20 protein-coding genes and 2 pseudogenes are annotated in these 19670 nt (G+C 40.7%); 12 read left to right on the top strand and 10 right to left on the bottom strand.

Going from position 1 to position 19670, the window contains the following annotated elements; all coding sequences use genetic code 11:
* Positions 1-68: 68 nt before the first annotated feature.
* From hpaE to ABWP91_RS08155, 3 genes are read right to left on the bottom strand one after another with little or no spacing between them, the layout of a single operon-like run.
* Positions 69-1535, bottom strand: coding sequence for a 5-carboxymethyl-2-hydroxymuconate semialdehyde dehydrogenase (hpaE, locus tag ABWP91_RS08165; RefSeq protein ID WP_353242853.1), 1467 nt, complete (start codon positions 1533-1535; stop codon positions 69-71).
* Positions 1535-2302 (bottom strand): fumarylacetoacetate hydrolase family protein, encoded by a 768-nt coding sequence (locus ABWP91_RS08160; protein ID WP_353242852.1) that lies wholly within the window; start codon positions 2300-2302, stop codon positions 1535-1537. The genes hpaE and ABWP91_RS08160 overlap by 1 nt, the downstream gene beginning before the upstream one ends.
* On the bottom strand, positions 2302-2931 hold the full coding sequence (locus tag ABWP91_RS08155; RefSeq protein WP_353242851.1) for a fumarylacetoacetate hydrolase family protein: 630 nt from the start codon (positions 2929-2931) through the stop codon (positions 2302-2304). Before ABWP91_RS08155 ends, ABWP91_RS08160 begins: the two co-directional genes overlap by 1 nt.
* A 409-nt stretch (positions 2932-3340) precedes the next feature.
* On the opposite strand from ABWP91_RS08155, the gene hpaR reads away from it, so the two are divergent.
* Positions 3341-3793: a homoprotocatechuate degradation operon regulator HpaR gene (hpaR, locus tag ABWP91_RS08150; RefSeq protein ID WP_353242850.1), complete on the top strand. Its 453-nt coding sequence runs from the start codon at positions 3341-3343 to the stop codon at positions 3791-3793.
* A gap of 252 nt (positions 3794-4045) precedes the next feature.
* Here the strand turns inward: hpaR and ABWP91_RS08145 are convergent, their stop codons facing one another.
* Positions 4046-4948 (bottom strand): LysR family transcriptional regulator, encoded by a 903-nt coding sequence (locus ABWP91_RS08145; RefSeq protein WP_353242849.1) that lies wholly within the window; start codon positions 4946-4948, stop codon positions 4046-4048.
* 103 nt (positions 4949-5051) lie between these two features.
* On the opposite strand from ABWP91_RS08145, the gene ABWP91_RS08140 reads away from it, so the two are divergent.
* From ABWP91_RS08140 to ABWP91_RS08105, 8 genes and pseudogenes are all read left to right on the top strand, one after another.
* Entirely contained in the window at positions 5052-5648 is a 597-nt protein-coding gene (locus tag ABWP91_RS08140) for an FMN-dependent NADH-azoreductase (protein ID WP_353242848.1), read from the top strand.
* A gap of 467 nt (positions 5649-6115) precedes the next feature.
* Positions 6116-7789, top strand: coding sequence for a ShlB/FhaC/HecB family hemolysin secretion/activation protein (locus ABWP91_RS08135; protein WP_353242847.1), 1674 nt, complete (start codon positions 6116-6118; stop codon positions 7787-7789).
* Between the two features lie 24 nt (positions 7790-7813).
* Positions 7814-8359 (top strand): annotated as a pseudogene (locus tag ABWP91_RS08130) (two-partner secretion domain-containing protein); the annotation flags it as partial.
* A 55-nt stretch (positions 8360-8414) separates the two neighbouring features.
* On the top strand, positions 8415-9290 hold the full coding sequence (locus ABWP91_RS08125; RefSeq protein WP_502935799.1) for a DUF637 domain-containing protein: 876 nt from the start codon (positions 8415-8417) through the stop codon (positions 9288-9290).
* A 201-nt stretch (positions 9291-9491) separates the two neighbouring features.
* Entirely contained in the window at positions 9492-9851 is a 360-nt protein-coding gene (locus ABWP91_RS08120; RefSeq protein ID WP_353242844.1) for a hypothetical protein, read from the top strand.
* Complete coding sequence (locus tag ABWP91_RS08115) at positions 9848-10180, top strand: hypothetical protein (RefSeq protein WP_353242843.1); 333 nt, start codon at positions 9848-9850, stop codon at positions 10178-10180. Before ABWP91_RS08120 ends, ABWP91_RS08115 begins: the two co-directional genes overlap by 4 nt.
* Positions 10181-10294: 114 nt before the next feature.
* Positions 10295-11602, top strand: coding sequence for an endonuclease toxin domain-containing protein (locus ABWP91_RS08110; protein ID WP_353242936.1), 1308 nt, complete (start codon positions 10295-10297; stop codon positions 11600-11602).
* Positions 11602-12108 (top strand): contact-dependent growth inhibition system immunity protein, encoded by a 507-nt coding sequence (locus ABWP91_RS08105; protein ID WP_353242842.1) that lies wholly within the window; start codon positions 11602-11604, stop codon positions 12106-12108. Before ABWP91_RS08110 ends, ABWP91_RS08105 begins: the two co-directional genes overlap by 1 nt.
* Positions 12109-12214: 106 nt before the next feature.
* On the opposite strand, the pseudogene ABWP91_RS08100 reads toward ABWP91_RS08105, so the two are convergent.
* Positions 12215-12439: pseudogene (locus ABWP91_RS08100) on the bottom strand (choline transporter); the annotation flags it as partial.
* Between the two features lies 1 nt (position 12440).
* Here ABWP91_RS08100 and ABWP91_RS08095 point away from each other — a divergent pair.
* Both ABWP91_RS08095 and ABWP91_RS08090 read left to right on the top strand, forming a co-directional pair.
* Positions 12441-12572 carry an endonuclease toxin domain-containing protein gene (locus ABWP91_RS08095; RefSeq protein ID WP_353242841.1) on the top strand — a complete coding sequence of 44 codons (132 nt, stop codon included), beginning with the start codon at positions 12441-12443 and terminating at the stop codon, positions 12570-12572.
* The gene (locus tag ABWP91_RS08090) at positions 12572-13072 is read left to right on the top strand and encodes a contact-dependent growth inhibition system immunity protein (protein ID WP_353242840.1); all 501 of its coding nucleotides are present in this window, start codon (positions 12572-12574) and stop codon (positions 13070-13072) included. The genes ABWP91_RS08095 and ABWP91_RS08090 overlap by 1 nt, the downstream gene beginning before the upstream one ends.
* 106 nt (positions 13073-13178) lie before the next feature.
* Here ABWP91_RS08090 and ABWP91_RS08085 read toward each other — a convergent pair whose 3' ends face one another.
* From ABWP91_RS08085 to ABWP91_RS08070, 4 genes are all read right to left on the bottom strand, one after another.
* Positions 13179-15185 carry a BCCT family transporter gene (locus ABWP91_RS08085; protein ID WP_353242839.1) on the bottom strand — a complete coding sequence of 669 codons (2007 nt, stop codon included), beginning with the start codon at positions 15183-15185 and terminating at the stop codon, positions 13179-13181.
* 430 nt (positions 15186-15615) lie between these two features.
* Complete coding sequence (locus tag ABWP91_RS08080) at positions 15616-15882, bottom strand: DksA/TraR family C4-type zinc finger protein (RefSeq protein WP_219245829.1); 267 nt, start codon at positions 15880-15882, stop codon at positions 15616-15618.
* Between the two features lie 78 nt (positions 15883-15960).
* Positions 15961-16401: a GNAT family N-acetyltransferase gene (locus ABWP91_RS08075; protein ID WP_353242838.1), complete on the bottom strand. Its 441-nt coding sequence runs from the start codon at positions 16399-16401 to the stop codon at positions 15961-15963.
* A 190-nt stretch (positions 16402-16591) separates the two neighbouring features.
* Entirely contained in the window at positions 16592-16915 is a 324-nt protein-coding gene (locus ABWP91_RS08070) for a hypothetical protein (RefSeq protein ID WP_353242837.1), read from the bottom strand.
* A gap of 289 nt (positions 16916-17204) precedes the next feature.
* On the opposite strand from ABWP91_RS08070, the gene ABWP91_RS08065 reads away from it, so the two are divergent.
* Positions 17205-17891, top strand: a complete 687-nt coding sequence (locus ABWP91_RS08065; protein ID WP_353242836.1) for a DUF421 domain-containing protein — start codon at positions 17205-17207, stop codon at positions 17889-17891.
* Positions 17892-17940: 49 nt separating this feature from the next.
* Here the strand turns inward: ABWP91_RS08065 and cptA are convergent, their stop codons facing one another.
* Positions 17941-19650, bottom strand: coding sequence for a phosphoethanolamine transferase CptA (gene cptA / locus ABWP91_RS08060; RefSeq protein ID WP_353242835.1), 1710 nt, complete (start codon positions 19648-19650; stop codon positions 17941-17943).
* Positions 19651-19670 lie beyond the last annotated feature (20 nt).

Raw genomic sequence — 19670 nt, 5'->3', positions numbered from 1 at the left:
TTGTTGTGAATCATTTACAGTTCAAATTTCTATAGGTATCTAATTGATAATAAAAATGACTTAATAAGTTACACACCCCAACGTGGGATATTGTGGTCTCCGTAGGAGATACACACGTTCTTCATTTCGGCGAACACTTCAAAGCTGTACTCGCCACCTTCACGGCCAACACCAGAGGCTTTTACGCCGCCGAATGGTTGGCGCAGGTCGCGGACATTTTGGGTGTTAACAAACACCATACCCGCTTCGATATTGCGCGATAAACGTAGAATTTTGCTGACATCTTGTGTCCAAATATAAGAAGCAAGGCCATATTCGATATCATTCGCCATGCGTAAACCGTCTTCTTCCGATTTAAACGGAATTAAGCACGCTACAGGGCCGAAGATCTCTTCTTGAGCAACCCGCATACGGTTATCGACATCAGCCAGAACGGTTGGGCGTAAGAAATGACCATTTTTCAGGTGGTTAGGCAGATCTGTTGGTTTGTCTGGGCCGCCTGCTAATAAGGTTGCGCCTTCCTCCATACCGATACGGATATAACCAGAGACTTTGTTCCAGTGTTGTTCGCTGATCAATGCACCCACTTGGGTTTTCGGATCGTTCGGGTCACCGACGATCAGGCGGTTTGCGCGCTCAGCAAAGCGTTTCACAAACTCTGGGTAGATGCTTTCTTGAATGAAAATACGTGAACCTGCGGTGCAACGCTCGCCATTGATAGAGAAAATGGTGAATAAAGCTGCATCCATTGCACGTTCAATATCCGCATCTTCAAAAATCAGAACAGGGGATTTACCGCCTAATTCCATTGAGTATTTTTTCAGACCCGCGTTTTGCATGATCATACGGCCCGTCGCAGTACCTCCCGTAAAGGACACTGCGCGAACATCATGGTGCTTGACTAATGCGTCGCCTGCTGTGCTGCCGTAGCCTTGAACCACGTTCAGCACGCCCGCAGGGATACCTGCTTCTAGGGCTAATTCACCAAGGCGGTTTGCGGATAATGGCGATAACTCAGACATTTTTAACACCGCGGTATTACCGAGCGCTAAACACGGTGCCGTTTTCCATGTCGCGGTCATAAACGGCACGTTCCACGGAGAGATCAACCCACACACTCCCACAGGTTGAACGAGGGTGTAGTTCATCATTTTGTCGTCAACCGGATAAGTACGACCGTTCATCTGCTGGCAAATTTCAGCAAAGAATTCAAAGTTATGTGAAGCGCGTGGGATCAGCACATTTTTAGTTTGGTGGATTGGTAAACCCGTATCTTGGGTTTCCATTTCCGCAATTTGTGGGACGTTTTCGTCGATCAGCTCACCCAAGCGGCGCATTAAGCGAGCGCGCTCTTTCATTGGCGTGTTAGCCCATTTTGGAAACGCTTCTTTTGCTGCGGCAACCGCTTGGTTGATTTCGTCTTGACCACCAGAAGCAACTTCAGCGAGCACTTCGCCAGTCGCTGGGTTCGTGGTTTGGAAATACTCTTTGCTGGCAACGTTTTTACCGTTGATCCAATGATTAATCTTAGTCATTACACTCGTTCCTCATAGTCTTTTTCGCTGATAATGGTATTGACCAGTCGGCCAATGCCTTCAACTTCAACAATGACTTCGTCACCTGGCACGACATCAGACAGCCCTTTTGGCGTGCCTGTCGCAATCATGTCGCCGGGTTGCAGTGTCATAAAGTCACTGAGGTAAGCAATTAAAAATGGAATATCGAAAATTAAATCTGCCGTGGTGCCTTTTTGGCGTAACTCCCCATTCACATAGGTATACAGCGCAAGATTATGTGGGTCTTTCACATCGTCTTTATCCACTAACCACGGGCCAATCGGCGTTAAGGTATCGCGGCTTTTTACCCGTAAGTTCGGGCGATAGTAATTTTCTAAATAGTCACGGATAGCGTAGTCATTACACACGGTGTAACCCGCAACATAATCCATCGCGTCTTCTTTCGATACTTTGTGTGCGGTTTTGCCAATCACCACCACCAGCTCAGACTCATAATGCATATACTCAACATTATCTGGGCGAACAGATACTTGGCGGTGCCCTATTAAGCTGCTTTCTGCTTTTAAGAAAATTAACGGCTCTTCAGGTGGTTTAAATTCTAACTCTGCGGCGTGGTCGGCGTAGTTCAAACCAAGGGCGAACAGGGTACCTTGTGCAGGGGGTAACCAAGTTACATCTGCGGAATCACCAGCGACAATGTCTCCGTTGGGTAATGTGATGGCTTCGTTATCGCCGACAGTGACGGCATATTCCGTCCCTTTAAAAAGGATTTTTGCGTGCTTCATTATTTTCCTCCTGCCGCGACTACGGTATTTTTCAGGCTAGGGAAGCCTTCGGCTTGAACCACGACCTCATCACCGGGTTTGATAGTAGCTCGTTGTTGTGGTGTTCCCATCAGGATCACATCCCCTTGTTTTAAGGTGGCGAAATCACTGAGGGCCGCCACTAGCTCACTGGCGTCGCGGATCAAATCTTTTGTTGACCAGCGATCAACTTCTTTTCCATTCACCTGAGTAATGATATCAACAGGGGCATTCAGGGACGTTTTCACCATCTCGCCGATTGGGCAGAAGGTATCACGGCATTTTGCTTTGATAGCAGGGCGGTAGAAGGTGTCTTCTGGCAGGCTCACTTCATTTGCAAGCGCAAACCCCGCGATAAATTTCATGGCATCCGCTTTGCTCACTTTCCGTGCGTCTTGGCCAATTACCAGTGCAAGGGTTGCCCCACTTTGCACTTCTTCACCTGCAGGGTGCAGAATCTGTTCGCCAGAATTGATGCGCGTATTGCGCGGCTTAATAAACCACACTGGGGTCTTTGGTGGGGTTTTATAAGGGGCTTGCTGGAATGCCTCGAGCCAATGGCTAAGTTGGCTTTGATGATTGAGGGCAACGGCAAATACTGTGCCTTTCATTGACAACTCCTTAATGAAAAGAATTCAACTTTCGAGTAATTATTAACATATTAATAAAGTATAATTTTGAAATTAGCAATACCTTTATGGAAATGTTAATTTTAATTGTGATCTCATTAACAAAATCCAATGATCACTCTGTAAGTGGTTGTTATTAATTGCTTTATTATTTTTTCAAATTTTTTTTAATTACAATTATTTAACTTCAATGATAATTAAAAAATTATTTACTCATTAATATTTTAGGGTTTTTCTTTGAGATTGTTATTTGAGCATGCTACTCTTTAACAGAGGTGAGTGAGGTGTGTTGAAACTAGGGTGCTTTTCTTTGTAGAGAGCCCAAAAGCACAATCTCAAATTACCTAAATTGGGATTACATAACATTAATTAAGTGGTGAGTTTTAAGCTTATGCATGAATCATTGACAATTGCATTATTGCAGGCGAGAGAAACCGCAATGGGTTTTTTCCGACCAATTTTAAAGTCATATAATTTGACTGAACAGCAATGGCGTATCATTCGAGTTTTAGCTGATAACCGTTCAATTGATTTTCATGAGTTATCGGTTCAAACCTGTATTCTCCGTCCAAGTCTGACGGGGATCTTAACCCGTATGGAGCGCGAAGGTTTAATTTTCCGCTTAAAGCCACTGAATGACCAACGCAAACTCTACGTTTCGCTAACGCCAACAGGGCAAGAACTGTACGACAAAGCACGTCAAGAAGTCGAAGCAGGTTACCAAAAAATTGAGCAGGCATTCTCGCCAGAGAAAATGCAGCAATTGACGGCGTTGTTGGATGAGCTCATTGCGTTAGAGAGCCCGGATTATAGTAATATTGTTTCTGAGAAGAAGCACGCGTAATTTTCGTCATATTTCGTACTGTGACGTTGTTGCTGGCACTCGGCTACTTGGGTCACATACTAATGTATGCTCCCCAAGATATCCTCGTTTAGCGCCTAGTCACAGCACGAACTATTTAGAAAATTAATTTGCTGTCGTCATATTTCGCACTGTGACGTTGTTGCACGCGCTAGACGACTTGGGGCACATACGCAAGTCTGTGGCTCGATATGTCCCTCTTTCTAAAATACTCGATGTAATAATCTGATTAACTTAAGAAATCATCTTGGGAAGCTTAGCGACAAGTTCATCGATGACGACACGAGTTTTATAAGGCAGCCATGTAGAATTTGGCCATATCAAATTAATTGAGAAAGCTGTACAGGCGCTATTTGGTAAGATTTGCTGCAATTCACCTAATTCGATTTCCCTTGAGATTAACCAATCAGGAAGCCAAGCCAGCCCAATTCCATTACATGCCGCTGCTGCGATGGCGGTAAAATCGTCAGTTGTCAAAATCGTGTTAGGGCAAAAATCAACGATATTTCCAATGTCATCTTTCAGCTGCCAATTCTGAATAATGCCCCCTCGCTTATACCCAATAGTAGGATGATGACTTAACTCCGCTAAAGTGAAAGGCTCCGCGTATTTTTTTAGAAAGTCAGGTGATGCACAAAGCACCATTCCATGCTGACCGAGTTGGCGAGCTTTAATAAAAGATGAGTCCGCTAAGGTGCCAATGCGCACAGCAAGATCGACGCCTTCCTCAAGCAAATTAATTTGTTGATCACTGAATGCAAGATCTAGCTTAAGCTCAGGGTAAGTCTGAGCAAGGGAAAATAGGATCGGCATAACGCATTTATGGCCAAATAAGACGGGTAAGCTCACTTTTAGGTGGCCTTTAACGAGCACTTTTCCTTGTTGTATTTCATCTTCTGCTTTACGAATGCTATCAAGAGCCAGGCGGGATTGCTGATAAAATATCTTACCTTCTTCTGTTAATGTCTGAGTGCGAGTCGTGCGTTTGAACAAGTCGACACCGAGCCTTTCTTCCAATCGTGAGATGGTCTTCCCTACAGCGGAACGCGTGAGAAAAAGATTTTGTGCGGCTTTAGAAAAGTTACCACTTTCCACAACAGCGACAAAAACAGGTATACCACTTAGGTCATTTAACATTTATTGGTTCCTTTTGGGATACAATAATCAGAAATAATGTCACTAATAAGGGCAAAAAGACAGTGATATTCTTTAGTCATACAGTTAATACGGGAATATGACTATGAGTAATCTTTTAATTTTGAAATCTAGCATTAATGGGCAAAGCTCCTTAACCAATCAATTGATTGATGAATACCAATTATTGCGCGAGCAGGCAGGCTACCAAGATACGATTATTGAGCATGATCTGACGACTATGGCGTTACCTAAACTCAACCAATCGCTTTTTTCAGCTATGCGGGGAGGGGACGATTCATCTTCATCAGTACGAAATGGCGTGGAAATATCGGACTCGCTAATTAATGAGCTAAAGGAAAGTGATTTACTGATTATTGGTGCCCCAATGTATAACCTTAATGTCCCTACTGACTTAAAAAAGTGGTTCGACCTCGTTGTACGAGCGAACAAAACTTTTTTCTATACTGACCGTTATCCTCAAGGGTTAGTCAAAGGGGTTAGAGCAGTAGTGATTAGTTCTCGAGGGGGAGTGCATGAAGGCCAACCAACAGATGCCGTCACCTCTTATTTGCGTGCTGCTCTCGGACTTATCGGAATAAATGATGTTAATTTTATTTATGCTGAAGGAATGGATATGAAGCCTGATGGGCGTAAATTGGGTATCGCCAATGCGAGGTATCACCTTGCCAACGTTACTTGAAGGGCGTGAGTAAATGATAGAAACCCTAAAAATTGAACGGTTCATTTCATTGTAAGTTTTTAACTGCCTACCATAGAAGGTATATCGTTAGGCTTAATGGTAGTGTGTAGATAAGCCCAAGCTAGATAACCGTGAGTAAAAAAGATAAAAAACAGGCGGCTCATTTTTGAGTTGCCTGTTTTTTATCTTTTTTGTAATTGTGAAATTGCCTGTAGGGTTACTTGTGAGAAATTCTTCAGCAAAATCATTCCTAATAAAATCAAACGATTGATTGCTAGCATATGACATTTATTTTTACCGCCAAAAAAGCGTTAATCGAAGCAATAAAATAAAAAAAACACAAAAAAACGTATTAAACATGAAAAGATTAAATTTTATTCATGGGGGAGATTTTTTATCTAAAAACAGTTAATGAGAATAAGTTACATTACGTTAAATTTACTATTCATGACGTAAACTAAAATAACATGACAAATCACCAAGCTTTGTGGCGCTTATTCTGCTTATCGTTATTTATCATTTCTCCTTATGGTTATACAGAAAATCCATTGCTGGGCTCACCTCAGGAGAGCGTTCAATTTGAACAAAAGCAACGGTTAGAGTTAGAGCTGAAACAACGTAATCAACTGGAAAAACAAAGTACTATCATTGTTGATAATGCTTTGTTAAAACCGACTCAAGATAAAATATGTTTCCCTATCGATAAGATACAATTTGTCGGCGCCACGCAGCTTAGTGCCACAACTAAGACGCAATTAACCTCAGCTTACCTCAAACGTTGTCTCACACTTAGCGAAATACATGGGCTCACCAAGCACGTCACTAACTATTACATCGAGCAAGGGTTTATTACCTCCCAAGCCATTATCCCAGAACAAGATTTGTCTTCACATCAATTAATATTGCAAGTGATTGAAGGGCAAATTGAAGTTATCGAGATAGAAAATTCCCCGAAGCGTTTGGTTCATCAGGTCTTTCCTCATCAACAAGGCAGCATATTAAATTTACGGGATATTGAACAAGGGTTGGAGCAACTCAATCGATTATCGTCTGCCAAATACACTATCGATATCCAGCCTGGCAGCCAAAATGGTTACTCTCGGATTATTATTCATCAACAAGGGAAAAAATGGCCACTCACGAGCCAATTGAACCTCGATAATTCAGGGATGAAGGCAACAGGGAAACAGCTACTTACGGGCAGTTTGACGGCGGACTCCCTTTTGGGAATTGGTGAACAGTGGTCAGTCTCAGCCAATAGCGACATGGAAGGAAGCGCATCCCACCATAATCGTTATATTGTTGCGAATTTGAATATCCCTTATGGCTATTGGTCTTACCGCTATCAATTTTACCGTAACAGCACGCTACAACCGTTTAAGACGTCGGGTCAGCAATACCGTTATGAAGGCAAAAATACCAACCAACAATTTGATGTCAGCCGTTTAATTTATCGTGATGGCAAGCAGCGTCTAACCTTACAGGGCAGTTTAAAACATAAAAAAGCCAATACTGAGTTGGCTTCCCAAACACTGAGTATCAATAGCCCAACCTTAACCTCCCTCTCGTTTACTCCGCAGTACAGCACCACACTCGGGCAAGGTTATTTCACGTTTAACCCTACGGCTGAATGGGGAATATCTGCCTTTGGCGCCTCACCAGATACCCTCGCGAAAGACTCGCCACGCAGCCATTACCGCAAATTCAGTCTAAGTAGCAGTTATCAGTATTTTTTTCCTAATGGTTTAACCTATTTAACCTCATTTTATGGCCAATATTCCCCCGATAACGTATATGGCATTGAACGCATCAGCATTGGCGGGCAGTACTCTGTTCGTGGCTACCATGAGCAGTCTTTAAGCGGTAACCGTGGCGGGTATTGGCGTAATGAAATTAACAAAGACATCGCCAATACGGCAATTGGGCAACTGCGTTTTATCGGTGCTTTAGATTACGGGTTTATTGGCTCAGATAAATACCACGTTGAACATGACACGCTTGCGGGGGGAGCCGTTGGCCTCTCTTTTACTGGCAATAGCTTGTTTTATTCTCAGTTTTTACTCAGTAAGCCTTTGCATTATCCCTCACAACTTAAACCAGACAATTGGTCGGCCTATTGGTCGGTTTTATTCTCTCTGTAGCTTTACGTTTTTAAAGGATTATTTATGCTAAATGAACAGTTGCCTTCGCGCCCTAAGCGGCTATTAAGTTACGCCATTATTTTCTTAACGGCTGTCTACCCTTTACATCCCGCTTGGGGTGCAGCCATGACGGCGGCAGATAAAAACACCCAAATCAGCCAACAAAATAATATTCCAGTTATTAATATTGCCACGCCGAATGGGGCGGGGATATCGCATAATAAATTCCAAGACTTCAATGTGGATAAACAAGGTGCGGTACTCAATAACGCCACCACCAATGTGAACTCCCAAATTGCCGGGCAAATCAAAGCCAATGCTAATTTAAAGGGGAATGCTGCCAATCTGATTATTAACGAAGTGACGGGCAGTAGCTGCTCAGAATTACAGGGCAAGCTGGAAGTGGCAGGTAAAGGGGCGAATGTCTTAATTGCTAACCCAAATGGGATTACCTGTAATGGCTGTAGCTTTGTGAATACCCCTGCGATTACCTTGACCACGGGGAAACCCATTCAGGATAACAAGGGCGCCTTGTCTGCAGTTGAAGTGAAAAAAGGCAGTGTGGTTATCCAAAACACTTAACTCGCTGGGTAAAAGTGATACCGTCAAATCGATTATTACCCAAATGGTGATTTCAGGGGCACTTAATGGCCTTGATGCCAAGATGGGCTGGACGACAGGTAACCCCGCTGATGCCAAATTACCACTATTAAGCAATGGAGATTGGAATAAAGTCGCCCAGCGTGTTGCCGCGCAATCCGTGATTAGTTCTACGGTGAACACAACAATTCAAGGTGGCAGCTTTACCGATAACTTTAAGAATGCCTTACTCAGTAATATTGGTAATCAGATTAATGCTGAAGGTGCTAAGCTGATCGGTGATAAAGGTGAAATTCTAGGCCGTCCTGGTAAAGTGATTAGTCATGCCGCACTTTCTGGTTTATCCGCAGAAATTAAGCAAGCAAATTCACGTGGTGCGATTGTTGGTGCATTAGCGGCTGAATTAGCCGCCATTTCCTTAGGTGATAACACGATAAAAGCCGAAGAGTGGCAAAAAAAATCAGATGCTCAAGCGCAATTTGCTAGGGCGTTTGGTGGATTTGCTGGTGCAATATTTACGGGTAATGCAGGTGGCGTATACAGTGGTGCGGATGCAGCAGAAACCACCTTCCGTTATAATTATCTTTCTCATCACCAAGATGCATTAAAAAATAAAGAGCTTGCGGCTGAACCTAATGATTTTAAAAAAGCACTCATTGCAATGAAATGGCTTTATATTGATATAGACCAAGATGTTGCCTTTGGTGCGGGCATGATAGGGGGGATCCCTGCGGGACTATATGAAACAATTGATGGTTTAGCCAGTTTAGCCAGTAATCCTAAAGAGATATATTCCGCTTTAAGAGTTGTGTTAATGAGTGATGATACATTAGGCATCATGAGTGATGCTGTCAGACAATCATATTTATCACGCCTGAACAAAATGGAGACTGAATATTAAAAAGCAGGAACAGAGGGAGCATTTAAGGCTGGCGTTGAAGGAGGTAAATTAATTTTTGATATCGCAGGTACTTTTGCAGGCGGTGCAGGGATTGCAAAAGGAGGAGTAAATTTAGTCGAAAAAGTTTCAATAAAAATAACATCAAGAGGACTTATAGGTACGACCTCCAATGGCTATAGAGTTTATAATGGCTCTAATACTATGGTTCCTAAATCTAGTTTAGATCACCCCATTGTTCAATCTCGTATTAATGTAAAAACTGGTGATAATAAATCTGTCTGGAATCATGTGCTTAACCGTCATTTTTCTGATAAAAACGCAAGCCAATTTAGCATTAGTCAAACGGATTTAAAATCAATCCTTCAAAGTAATGATATATCAAAAGTACCAATCAGTAGAATCATTAGTTCATCAGATGGCCCACGTTTTGAGCGAGTTATTACATTAGATAAAAATATTGGGACCGATAAGTTTAATGGTTATCAGGCAACAAATACAATGACTATTTTAACTGATAATCAAGGAAATCTTATAACAACTCATCCAGGAAGATTACCATGAAATTAATAAACTCTAAAATAGAGAAAGAGATAAGAGATAACCTACAAAAATACTCTCCATTAATTATGGAAGATAAAGTAATAATCAACTTTCTTATTCAGCATTTTCAAGAAGTTAAAAGTGTATATGTTTTACAGGTAACACCAGATCAAGGTGAGGAACTATATACACTACTAGTTAATGGGGATAAAGTTATTGACTTTGAAATATCTAGAATTAATAGCTCAATTTATGACATACATATCATAACGGTTGATGAGTACTCAAAGGAAATCAAAAAAAAATTACCTAAACTAAAGCTATTAATTGCTTTAGAATTATCTAAGTAAACATATAATAATTAATATAAAGAAGTAAACCTATACAAAAGCTAGGATGGTAAAAACTGTCCTAGCTTTTAGCTATTGATGTCCACTTCCCTTAAAATGATATAGCTATATGTAATTAGTTCTACGGTGAACACAACAGTTCAAGGTGGCAGTTTTACCGATAACTTCAAGAATGCCTTACTCAGTAATATTGGTAATCAGATTAATGCCGAAGGCGCAAAGCTGATTGGAGATAAGGGAGATATTTTAGGTCATTCAGGCAAGCTTTTAGGCCATTCTGTGGTTTCGGGTATTAGCGCAGAAATTGCAGGTGGAAATGCAAAAGGGGCAATAGTTGGTAGTCTTGCTGTTCAGTTAGCAGGAATTACGCTAAACAACAATTTAATCAATGAAAAAGAATGGCAAAAAGATTCCGAGAAATACGCTCAATTATCCCGCGTGTTGGGGGGATTTGCGGGTGCAATATTCACAGGTAATGCAGGTGGGGTCTACAGTGGCGCGGACTCGGCAGAAAGTACCTTCAGGTTTAATCATCTACTCCACGAACTCGCCATGGATTTTGATAGAGAGATGCAAAAATGTGGTAAGGATCTCAATTGCCAATCAAATACCATCAATCAATTTGCTGCATTTAGTAATAAAAATAGCTTTAATTTAGACGTTGAGCTAAAAGATAATTCTCTATCCGTTCAAGAACTTAAGAAAAGATATATTGAAAATACTTTTGCATTAGCAGAGCGGCCTTATTGGGCTAGTTACCTCGGCTTTGATGTCATGCAAAATGATTTAGCAAAGCAGTATGTCCAATATTGGAATTCACAAGATTTAGCTAAAATTGATACACAAACCCCCTCTTGGATAAAATTTTCATCATGGGTATCAGACTCTGAAAATCAACTTCTTGTTGTGAGTGGTGGATATTTAGCAAAAGGATTAAGTGATTTTACTGTTAATTACTTTAGCCGAAATTCATCTATAAAAACAATATCAGCTTCAGAAATTGGAATGAAGTGGTATTCAAAAGGTGGGGGGATCAATACACAAGGAATGTCATGGGAGGATGCGATTGCCAAAACCTTACCAGACCGAGCTAGATTACCAAAAAACTTTAAAACCTTTGACTTTTATAATGCAGAACAAAAAATTGCGGTTAGTGCTAAAAGTTTAGATACTCAAACGTTGAGCAAGCTCAATGAGCCAAAACAGATCTATAATTCTATTAAAGGTAATATAGATAGTGCTGTTAAATTTGACAGTTATTCATTATCAGGTACTAGCTTACGTTCCGATATGATTGCTAAACGCGAAATTTGGCTCGCTGTTCCAAATTCAACAAACAAAACCCAATGGGCAGAAATTAATCGAGCAGTCTCATACGGACAAGGCTTGGGCATTGAAGTAAAAATAACACAGGTGAAATAATGAATTTTATTAAAAATAAAGATTATTGTGCTTCAATAGTAATAACAGACAAATTTTTTTGTATAAATACAGAGTCGGGTTATGGACTAGTAACAATAGATCCTAATCACCCATCAATCATATTACCATTGGATAGTTCTAATGATGAGCTAGGAAAAAAAGTAATTCAAGCTCTTGAAAAGAGCAATACTCATCTAAACGATGAAGAATATGATAATCTTTTTAAAAAAGAGAATATGAAAAAAAAATGGGACACTTGGCTTGAAACGTTAAAGTCAGAATATAATTATCGATCTAAACGTCAGCTCTTAGCCAACATGTTAAATTGTTCGATTTATCTTTCGAATAATAGAATAAAAATAACGCCAACCTATCATTCAAAGCTTGAAGGATGGGAAGGTCTAGGAGAATCACAACATGTCATTTTATCGCTCGATAACACATTTGATGAAATTGGTTCTGGAGTTAGACTAGCCTTGAGTCGTTGTACCTCTAAAAAATTCTAACTCTATGTTTATAAATTAAGGTTATCAATTTATAAAGATGACCTTAATTTTCAAAATATTAGAGGCTATAATCTAAATAATAGCCTCTAATAATTGATTTTATGAACTATTTACCCAACAAGTGTAAGAAGTGAATGTGTTTTTCATATTGGTCGAGAATATCGTGGATGATCTGCTCTTTTGCCCAGCCCATCACATCGTAATCTTGGCCACCTTCTTTTAAGTAAATTTCGGCGCGGTAATAGCGTTGCTCTTCACTCTTTTCTTCATCGCTTTCTGTGCCCATACCCGCCAAAGCAAAAGAAGGCTGAATATAGTAACGTAGGCGAACTATGATTGCTAAACGTGAAGTTTGGCTTGCGGTTCCAAATTCAACAAACAAAACCCAATGGGTAGAAATTAATCGAGCAGTCTCATACGGTCAGAGTGTAGGCATTGAAGTAAAAATAACACAGGTGAAATAATGAACTTTATTCAAGATAAAGATTACTCTGCAGGCTTAACCATTACAGATAAATTTATTTGTATAAACACTTGGTCAGGATATGGGTTATTAACCATAGACACTAATTATTCTCCAATAATGTTGCCTTTAGACTGCTCAAATGACGTACTTGGCGAAAAGCTAGTTCAAGCTTTAGCATATAGCAATACTCAACTAAACGATGAAGAATATGACAATCTTTTTAAAAAGTCGAAAGAAAACTGGAACTCAAGACTTGAAGAACTAAAGTCAAAATATAACTATCGTTCTAAACGCCAGCTTTTAGCGAACATGCTGAGTTGCTCTATATATCTTTTAAACAATAAACTAACAATTAAGCCAACTTACCATTCAAAGTTAGAAGGATGGGAAGGGGTAGATGAATCTAAGCATGTTATTTTATCGCTCGATAACACATTTGATGAAATTGGTTCTGGAGTTAGACTAGCCTTGAGTCGTTGTACCTCTAAAAAATTCTAACTCTATGTTTATAAATTAAGGTTATCAATTTATAAAGATGACCTTAATTTTCAAAATATTAGAGGCTATAATCTAAATAATAGCCTCTAATAATTGATTTTATGAACTATTTACCCAACAAGTGTAAGAAGTGAATGTGTTTTTCATATTGGTCGAGAATATCGTGGATGATCTGCTCTTTTGCCCAGCCCATCACATCGTAGTCTTGCCCGCCTTCTTTTAAGTGAATTTCGGCGCGGTAATAGCGTTGTTCTTCACTCTTTTCGTCATCTGTTTCCGTGCCCATACCCGCTAAGGCAAAAGATGGCTGAACATAGTAACGCAGGCGAACTTCGTAGAAAAAGTTCATATCGTCGCCTAAATCCACCTCAAAACCGATTCTATCGTCTCTGTCGGTATGAATATGGCAAACCGTGCCTTGCTTCGCTAATTCCTCGGAAACCATCTCCATTGACGGCTTAACAGATTCTTCCATAAAGCGCTTCACATGGGCACGCTTAGGGAAATAGACAATATTGCGCAAGCGGCGTTGCCACGGGATTGGGTTACGGCTTGCTGTAGGCGCAATTGTTGCTAATTGCTGGCTATCGCGCTTATAGGCATCCACGCGCAGCGCTTTAAATAACCCATAAATAGAGACAAGCAAGACCATGGCAAACGGTAATGCGCTGGCAATGGTGAGGGTTTGCAGCGCTTGTAAGCCACCAGCCAGTAGCATCGTAATAGCCACGACACCCATCAGCCCAGCCCAGAAAATACGTTGCCAAATTGGGGTATTAGAATCACCGCCAGAGGCCAGTGTATCCACCACCATCGCCCCTGAATCTGCCGAGGTGACAAAGAACACCACCACCATCAACATGGCAAAAAATGACAATGCAGAGGAGAATGGGAAATAATTCAAGAACTCAAACAAGGCAAGAGAGACATCCGATTGCACGGTTTCAGCCAGCTTAACTGCCCCTTGGTTCTTGATAAGGTCAATGGCAGTATTACCGAAGAACGTCATCCACATCAATGTGAACCCAGCAGGCACGAATAATACGCCCATGACAAATTCACGGATAGTACGACCACGGGAAATTCGCGCGATAAACATCCCCACAAACGGTGACCATGATAACCACCAACCCCAATACAGTAACGTCCAGCCACCTAACCAATCGCTTGATTTAGGTTCATAGGCGTACAAATTAAAGGTTTTGGTCACAATCTCAGAAAGGTAACCGCCCGTATTTTCCACAAACGATTTTAATAACAGAACCGTCGGCCCCAGTATCACAATCAGCAACAGCAGCAAGAAGGCGAGACCCAAGTTAAGTTCGGATAAAATACGAATGCCTTTATCCAACCCTGAGACCACAGAAAGCGTTGCCAGTGCAGTAAAGGTGACGATTAGCCCTACTTGCACCATTTCATTCACCGGCCAGCCAAATAAGTGGTTTAGACCCGCATTGACCTGCAATACACCGAAGCCTAATGAAGTGGCAACACCAAACACCGTACCTACGACCGCAAAGATATCAACGGCATGGCCTATAGGGCCATAAATACGATCGCCAATAATGGGATACAGTGCAGAGCGTAGTGTCAGGGGTAGCCCGTGGCGATAACTAAAAAACGCCAAAATTAAGGCAACAATGGCGTAAATGGCCCAAGCGTGTAAGCCCCAGTGGAAGAAGGTCAAACGCATGGCTTCTTTTGCGGCTTCAATAGTTTGTGGCTCACCGACAGGCGGATTGAGGTAATGCATCACGGGTTCAGCGACCCCAAAGAACATCAAACCAATCCCCATACCGGCGGAAAACAGCATGGCAAACCACGATACATAACTAAAATTTGGCTGCGCGTGGTCTGGCCCCAGTTTTATTTGTCCATAACGGGAGAGTCCCAGATAAGTCACACTCAGAAGGATGATGGCTACAGCAAGGATGTAGAACCAACTGGCGTTGTTAAACAAGTTTTGTTGAAGATGACTTAGATGAGATTCTGCGACTTTTGGCATCAGCGCGGCAAAGCCAACAATAACCAAAATAATAATGGCAGAGCTATAAAACACAGGGGGACTAATTTTAGAACGAACTTTTTTCGAATCAGTAGCAATTTGACTCATAACAACCTTCTTTTGTTTTATTTTATTTTTGGCATACCAAGAGTGAGAACGGCATGCAACGACCTGTCCTTCTTAATGAAACAATGGATAATTGCGAAAATATTCCCTAAGGGAACGTAATAGAAAGAACAATAAAAACGCGTTATACGTGGTGTTGTTGGCAGTGAAAACTGCCGAAAAAAATCATAAGTGTCGAGTCTTTGCCGCCTTCGTAAGTTAAAAAATAGGCGGTTATACTGCCATGATATGGATGAATGATCAACAATAGGGGGAAATAAGATTGGTTAAATGGATGGAATATCATGTTAATTATCAATTTATTAATCATTAAGAATGATAAATTTACATGTTTTACCAATAAGTTAAGGAAGATAGGTGAAAGTCACTATTAACTTGTTATAAAGTGCGGGTTAGTTGATGATAAAACGTATTATCTCAATTGGCTATCCTTACTCCCACGCCGATTATAACCACTAAAAGCGGCTTGTTTTTTATCTAGTTCAGATTGGCACTTTAGACAGAGTTTCACGCCTAATACGGCTAATCGGCGTGCTTCAGGAATAGGTTCGCCGCACTCTTCACAAAATTCGGCGCTTTCGCCTGAAGGCAATTGGCCACGTGCTTTCGCAATTGCGTCATCTAACGTGGCATCAATTTGTTCCTGTACGGCATCTTCATTTGCCCAGCCATTAGCCATAACATACCTCTACTTTAATTGGTTAATAATTGACCTGATATTAATATAGAGGCGAGAACAGTAATTTCAAGGGCAGGGTTAACGGTTTAAAGATAAGCTCATAAAAATATGGTCCATGCCATCTTCATCGTACATTTCCCCTTCGGTTTGATAACCTAAACTCTGGTAGAACGTAATGGCGGTGTGTTGGGCAGAAAGGCCGATTTTTTGGTACTGGTTTTCAGCGCCATATTGTTGGACAAACTTCATCATTTCGCGGCCTAAGCCTTTACCTCGGTGCACTTTTTGCACGGCAACACGTCCCACTTTGATCAATCCACCATCCATAAATACACAGCGCAAAACCGCCGCAGGTTGTTGGTCTAAATATAAAACCACATGCAGTGCGGCGGCATCATATTCATCCACATCAATTTCAGCGGGGAAGCACTGCTCTTGTGTAAAAACTTGCTGGCGTAGGTCAAAAGCATCTGCGACCAGTGCAGGGTTTGCATGGCCAAGGCTGTGTTTGATTTCCATGGAGAGTCCTAGTATTGACGTCATAAAATAAAAGAAGGTTTACTATATAACGAGATAGCCATTGGAACAGGTAGGTTTTGGTGCTTTTTAGGATGTAATAGATAAAACAGGCAAATGCAGGTAAAAAACCTGCATTTGGGGTAATGATTAAGTACAATTGCAGTGCTCTGCTAGCATATTTTTTTAAACATTACTTATTCTCTGTTTTTGCATCATTTTCAGCTTTGATGGATTCTGTTTTTTCTTTAACGTCAGTTGCCACTTCATCAGCTTTATTGATGGCATCTGTTTTAACTTCTTGACCAAGTGCAGAAGCATCTTGTTTCAGCTCCTCAGCTTTATTTTTTGTTGCCTCAGTAAGTTCATTAGCTTTTTGTTCACCATCGGCTTTGAGTTGTTGAGCTTTTTCTTCAGCTTGCTTAACAGTATCGCTAGGTTTAGATGAATCATCACAGCCTGTTATGACAGTAAATAGACCGGCAAAAAATAATGAAGCGATGATTTTCTTGTTCATAAACATATCCTTAGAATTAAATGAGTTTAAAACCATTTATCAGCATTGATACTTATGCTCATATTTTAATATAGTTGAATTTAAGATTTTAATAAAATTAATAGGTGAATTTTTGAAGTATTAAAATGGTGTGTGGTTGTCTGGCATCGTTAATTGCTTCCTTATGCTAAATGTTCATGGTTTTTAATGGTTAGAGAAGTCATCACATCTAAAGCTCAGTAAACAGGCTAAACTGATTGCACAAGAAGCAAAAAAACGTTTTAAATTAGGTAAATAAAAGGATAGCAATATGACGTACTATTATTCGTTTATCATTTTAAAGTTCATTATTGGTTTCGCTATCGTTATTACCCATATGAATTTATCTGGAAAAACACAGCTCTCCCAAATGACCCCGATTGATTTTATTGGTAATTTTGTTTTAGGGGGAATTATCGGAGGGGTGATTTATAGTGATACGATACCGCTATATCAATATATAACGATTTTAATGATTGGTGTCTTATTTATTAGTTCGTTGAATTTATTAACAAAAAAAGTGAATTTCTTCCGTAATGTTGCGATTGGCAACCCAATACCGATTATTAAAAAGGGGCAATTCATTATGGAAAATATACTCAAGAAAAAAAATAAAATAGATATCATCAATATTTCATCGCGTATTCATGCCCAAGGTATTCATTCATTTCAAGAAATTTACTATGCACAAATTGAGCCTGACGGGCAACTTACCATCATTTGTGATGAAAAAAACATGCCTTCGGTTATTTTAATGAAAGATGGTGTGATAAGAACCAGTGAGTTGGAATCGATAGAAAGGGATGAGGCTTGGTTAAAACAACAGATTGAATTTCAAGGTATTGAATCGCTCGATGATATTTTCTTAGCGGAGTTCTGGCGTGGTGAAGTCAGTTTTATTTTGCAAGATGGCAAAATAAACCGCGAGGGTACACATGAACTAAAAAGTATTGCTTAAGGTAGGCAAGTAGATGAAATGCAATGCACTCCATCTACTTGTAACGACATTACTTCTTCAAATCATCATAAAGCATGATTGAGGATTTGTTATCAGGGTCACCAATATAACGAGGCTGTGGTTTAAACTCTGTGCTAAACAGGCTCTTTTCTGGTTCATAACCTGTGTAGTTGAAGCCCGCTAAGTCAGACCATGCGTAGATAAAATCCATCGTGCTGAATGGACGGGTTGTTTTATCATTTAAATCAAATTGATGAGTACTTAACCATTCAGGTGATTGCCAAACAAGGAACGGCACATTGTAGATAACCTTGCTTGGTTTACCTTCACTGCGGCCTAACATTTCATGTGGCGGCGTATCATAGACATCTTCCCCGTGGTCAGAGAAAAAGACTAAGAAGCCATTTTCCTTCGAAGAATCAAAGTCTTTAATTAAGGTCGATACCACATAATCATTATAATGCTGTGCATTATCATAGGCGTTATAGTCTTTGACTTGGTCATCTTTCAAGTTAGCAGGTATCAGGCTGTCCCTTTGCGTAAACACCGCTTTATCTTCTGGGTAGCGGAATTCATAACGCATATGTGTGCCTAGCAGATGCACCACGATAAATTTCTTTTCTGCCGGGTCAGCAAGGGCTTCTTGGAAAGGGGAGAACACTACGTCATCGTAGATACGTGAACTCTGAGCCATATCATTATTGAGGTAGTACTGCTTATCGGTCTGGCGAGAGAAGGCCGTCAGTAAGGTATTTCGCTCCGTCATGGTTTGCTGATTGGTGATCCAAAACGTTTTAAAGCCTGCTTGCTTCATCATATTCATGATAGAAGGGCGGGAGTTAAACAGTTCAGGCTCAGTCTGGGTCGCAAACGTGAGAATTTGTTGCAGAGCTTCAATGGTATACGGACGCGGAGTCACTACATCATTAAATACCGATAAGTTAGCGGGGTAGTCTTTTGCCAGCTCAGCTAACTCAGGGGTCGTTGGGCGCTGATAACCGTACAGGCTCATTCTGTCGCGGCTGGTGGACTCACCAATCACTAATACAAAGGTGCGAGGTGTATTACCATTGGTATCCACAAAGTTCGCAAGTGGTGGAATTTTGCTGTTATCGCGGATCAGTTCTTCCATATTGGCTAACTGATTTTTATAAAGGAAGTAACCACTAACAAACTGCCATGGCGCTGCATATGCTAGTTTGCTATTCACATAGGAAGCGACATTCGCCAGAGGCCTATCTTGTTTGATGCCTTTGTTGTAATACGGCACACCAAACAAAATGATCAATATCAGCAAGGAAACAACCACGTTGCCTTTTTTCGGTATATAAACCGGTTTTAGTCGTGACCACAAGAAAATAGCCACTAAGGTGTAGGCAAGAATGACGCCAACCACTTTAAAACTAAAGTATTGCTTGAGGAATTCACCCGCTTCATTGGTATTGGTTTCAAACATCACAAACATCACGCTTTGTGATATTTGGTGGCCGTAAACCACAAAATAAGCCAGTGCCACCACAGAAGACAGCCACAGGATGATCCCAATAACCCCTGCGATAAGCTTAATTTTCCGTGGGAAAAGAAGAGCAGGGATTAGCCATAATGAGCTATACAGCAGGGAATCTCTTAACCCGATACTGTTACTTTGGCCTGTGACGACCACATAAAGCTGCAATAACGATGAGAAATACCAAAAGTAGATTAATAGCCAGAACAGTGATAACCAGCTAAATTTCTCTGTGCGTGTAGTGTTGAGCATAGTGTTTTTAAACTCTTATT

It is taken from the genome of Providencia sp., from assembly GCF_040396775.1.
GTDB lineage: Bacteria > Pseudomonadota > Gammaproteobacteria > Enterobacterales > Enterobacteriaceae > Providencia.
The sequence above is the reverse complement of the archived record's forward strand: the minus strand, read 5'-3'. Positions and strand labels throughout refer to the sequence as shown.